Raw genomic sequence first — 3,569 nt, 5'->3', positions numbered from 1 at the left:
CCCGGCGGCGGGGCCAGCGACGGCGACGCCTCCGCGAAGCCCGGCGCGCGCATCGCCGACGGCAGGGAGGCCACCGCCACCGCCGCCCCCGCGCCGACCGACAGCGCGCGGCGCAGCGCGGAGATCAGCGCGGACTTCACCTGATCCGCCTCGCGGAAGCGCAGCTCGGTCTTCATCGGGTGGACGTTCACGTCCACGCTTTCGGGCGGGATGTCGAGGAAGAGCGCGGCGGCGGGATGGCGGCCGGCCTCGATCACGTCGCGATAGGCGACACGCAGGGCCACGCGCAGCAGCGGGTCGCGCACGGGGCGGCTGTTCACCACCAGGTGCTGCGCCACCGAGGTCGCCCGCGTGTGGGACGGAAGGGCGGCGAGGCCGCGCAGGTCGAGCGTCGTCGTGACCGCTTCCACCGGCACCGCGGCGGCGGCGAAGTCGGGGCCGAGGATCTGGCGGATGCGCGTCTCCCACTCGGCCGCGGGCAGGTTCAGGGCCTCCCGCCCGTCCGTTTCGACGCGGAAGGCGACGCCCGGCCAGGCCAGCGCGAGGCGGCGGACCGCGTCGATGGCGTGCTCCGCCTCGGCGCGCGGATGGCGGAGGAATTTCCGACGTGCGGGGGTGGCGAAGAACAGGTCGCGCACTTCCACCCGCGTGCCGGGCGCGCCGGAGGCCGGCGCGACGTCCGAGACGCGGCCGCCTTCGACCGTGATGCGGTGCGCGTCCCCGCCGGCGGGGCGCGACGTGATGGTCAGCCGCGCGACGGCGCCGATCGAGGGCAGCGCCTCCCCCCGGAAGCCGAGCGTCGCGATGCGAAACAGCGTCGCTTCCTCGGGCAGCTTCGAGGTCGCGTGGCGCTCGACGGCCAAGGCGAGGTCGCCGGGGCCCATGCCGCAGCCATCATCCTCGACCAGGATGCGGTCGATGCCGCCGCCTTCGAGCGTGACGGCGATGCGGCGCGCGCCGGCGTCGAGCGCGTTCTCCACCATCTCCTTCACCGCCGCGGCCGGCCGTTCCACCACCTCGCCGGCGGCGATGCGGTTGGCGGTGGTCTCGGGCAGGCGGCGGATGCGCGGGGGCGGCCCGGGCGGGGGCAGCGAATCCATCGGGGGAGATTAGCATGACGGGGGGCGAAGCGCTTCCTTCCGGCGGCGCGCGGGACACGGCATGCTGCGCGGATGACGGAAGACACCCATCGCCGCCCGATCGCGGCGCGCAACCTTGGCGTGACGCAACGCATCGCCGCCATGCTGATCGCGCGCGGGCCTTCGCCCAACGGCATATCACTGATCGGCATGGCGGCAGGGCTGGCGGCGGGGCTCGCCTTCGCGGCGACCGCGTGGTTGCCGGGCGCGGCCTGGCTGTTCTGGCTGCTCGGTGCGGCGGGGGTGCAGGCGCGGCTGCTGGCGAACCTGTTCGACGGGATGGTCGCGGTCGGGCGCGGCGTCGCCTCTCCGGTCGGGGAATTGTTCAACGAGGTGCCGGACCGGGTCTCGGACACGGCGGTGCTGGTCGGGCTCGGAGTCGCGGCCGGTGACGTGGCGCTCGGGCTGGTCGCCGCGCTGGCGGCGATGCTGACGGCCTATGTGCGCACCACGGCGCGGTCGGCCGGCGCACCGTCGGATTTCTCGGGACCCATGGCGAAGCAGCAGCGCATGGCGCTGGCGACGGCGGTGGCCGTGTGGTGCGCGGTGGTCCCGGCGGGCTGGTCGGGCGGCGCCTGGGCACCCTGGGTGGTGCTGCTGGTGATCGCGCTCGGATCGGTCTTCACCGCCTGGCGCAGGCTGGCGCGCGCCGCCGCGGCGCTGGAGGCGGCGCGATGATCCGGCAGGGCGTTTTCGACCACCCCGTCACCATCGGCATCGTCGGCGCGACGGTGGCCGTGCTGCTGGTCGCCGCGGGCGTGATCGGCGCGATGACGGCGACGGGCAAGGGCACGCCGGAACTGCGGCGGGAATTGTGGCTGCGGCTGGGGTCGTGGTGCCTGCTGCTGCCGCTGATGATGGGGCCGGTGCTGCTGGGGCGCGAATGGGTGATCGGCGCGGTGACGCTGCTCGGGCTTGCTTGCCTGCGCGAATTCGACCGCGCGACGGGGCTGTTCCGGGAGCCGCTGGTGGCCGCGCTGGTCGTGCTCGGCATCCTCGCGGTGAACTTCGCCGCGCTCGATCATTGGTATGGGTTCTTCGTGGCGCTGTGGCCGCTGACGGTGGGTGTCATCTGCATCGGCACCATCCCGCGCGACCGGCCCGCGGGATACGTGCAGCGCACGGCGCTCGGCATCCTCGCCTACATGCTGTTCGGGGCGGGGCTCGCGCATCTGTCCTTCATGGCGAACGATCCCGCCTATCGGCCGGTGCTGTTGATGCTGCTGACGACCGTCGCGCTGTCCGACGTCGCGGCCTTCACCTTCGGCAAGCTGATCGGCGGGCCGAAGCTGCTGCCGGCGACGAGTCCGAACAAGTCGATCTCCGGCGCGCTGGGCGCGCTGTGCGTCACAACGCTGCTGGTCGCGGGCCTCGCCTGGGCGATCTTCGCGGGCACGCCGATGGCGCAGCCGCATTGGCTGCTGCTGTTCGGGCTGATGGTGGGCATCGGCGCGCAGGCGGGGGATTTGATGCTGTCGTCGATCAAGCGCGACATCGGCATCAAGGACATGGGGACGATCCTGCCCGGGCATGGCGGGGTGCTGGACCGGTTCAACTCGCTGCTGCTGGTGGCCCCCGCCGCCTTCCACTTCATCCGCTTCTTCGTCGGCGTGGCGGAACAGCAGCCCGCGCGGCTGATCACGGGGGGCTGATGGAATTCCGCCTGCGCCCGGCCCGCGACCATGGGATGGAGGCCGCCGACCGGCTGCGCAGCCTGTCGCGTGAGCGCGGCCTGGGCAGCGTGATCGTCGGGGGCGCGTGGCGGCGGGTGCTGCGCGCGTATCTCGCGCTGTTCCATCGGTTGCGCGTGGAGGGGCGGGAGAACCTGCCCGCCCCGCCCTTCGTGCTGGTCGCGAACCATGCGAGCCACTTGGATGCGCTGGTGCTGTCCGCCGTGCTGCGGGGGGACGCGGCGCGGCGCGCGCATGCGCTGGCGGCCGGCGACACCTTCTTCGGATCGACGCTGTCCTCGGCCTTTGCGGCTTACGCCGTCAACGCGCTGCCGGTCTGGCGCAAGCGCACGCGGGCGAGCGAGATCGCGACGCTGCGGGAGCGGCTGGTGGAGGATGGGCTGGTCTACATCCTGTTCCCCGAGGGCACGCGCGCGCGGGATGGCGTGATGGCGGCCTTTCAGCCTGGCATCGGCGCGCTGGTGGCGGGGACGGAGGTGCCGGTGGTGCCGTGCTGGCTCGAGGGCTGCCACGCGGCCTGGCCGGCGCATGCGCGCTTCCCGAAGCCTGCGCGGCTGCGGCTGTCGATCGGTGCGCCGCTGCGCTTCGCGGATGTGCCGGCGGTGCGCGCGGGGTGGGAGGTGGTGGCGGCGCGGTGCGAGGCGGCGGTGCGGGCCGAGGGGGCGCTGCCCCCTCGGGCTCCCCCGCCAGGGGACGACGGTCCCCTGGACCCGCGGTGAGTTGAAGAATTGGGTTCCGA

4 protein-coding genes are annotated in these 3,569 nt (G+C 73.6%); 3 read left to right on the top strand and 1 reads right to left on the bottom strand.

The window, feature by feature from the left end:
• On the bottom strand, window positions 1-1,100 hold a 1,100-nt coding region (mutL, locus tag HW577_RS22600), incomplete at its 3' end, for a DNA mismatch repair endonuclease MutL (RefSeq protein WP_198378368.1).
• A 72-nt stretch (window positions 1,101-1,172) separates the two neighbouring features.
• Here mutL and HW577_RS22595 point away from each other — a divergent pair.
• The 3 genes from HW577_RS22595 to HW577_RS22585 are packed head-to-tail and all read left to right on the top strand — an operon-like array spanning window position 1,173 to window position 3,549.
• The gene (locus tag HW577_RS22595; RefSeq protein ID WP_198378367.1) at window positions 1,173-1,817 is read left to right on the top strand and encodes a CDP-alcohol phosphatidyltransferase family protein; all 645 of its coding nucleotides are present in this window, start codon (window positions 1,173-1,175) and stop codon (window positions 1,815-1,817) included.
• Entirely contained in the window at window positions 1,814-2,791 is a 978-nt protein-coding gene (locus HW577_RS22590) for a phosphatidate cytidylyltransferase (protein ID WP_198378366.1), read from the top strand. Before HW577_RS22595 ends, HW577_RS22590 begins: the two co-directional genes overlap by 4 nt.
• Window positions 2,791-3,549 carry a lysophospholipid acyltransferase family protein gene (locus HW577_RS22585; protein ID WP_198378365.1) on the top strand — a complete coding sequence of 253 codons (759 nt, stop codon included), beginning with the start codon at window positions 2,791-2,793 and terminating at the stop codon, window positions 3,547-3,549. The genes HW577_RS22590 and HW577_RS22585 overlap by 1 nt, the downstream gene beginning before the upstream one ends.
• Window positions 3,550-3,569 lie beyond the last annotated feature (20 nt).

This window comes from Neoroseomonas rubea (genome assembly GCF_016106015.1).
In the GTDB taxonomy this organism is placed as follows: Bacteria; Pseudomonadota; Alphaproteobacteria; order Acetobacterales; family Acetobacteraceae; genus Neoroseomonas; species Neoroseomonas rubea.
The sequence above is the reverse complement of the archived record's forward strand: the minus strand, read 5'-3'. Positions and strand labels throughout refer to the sequence as shown.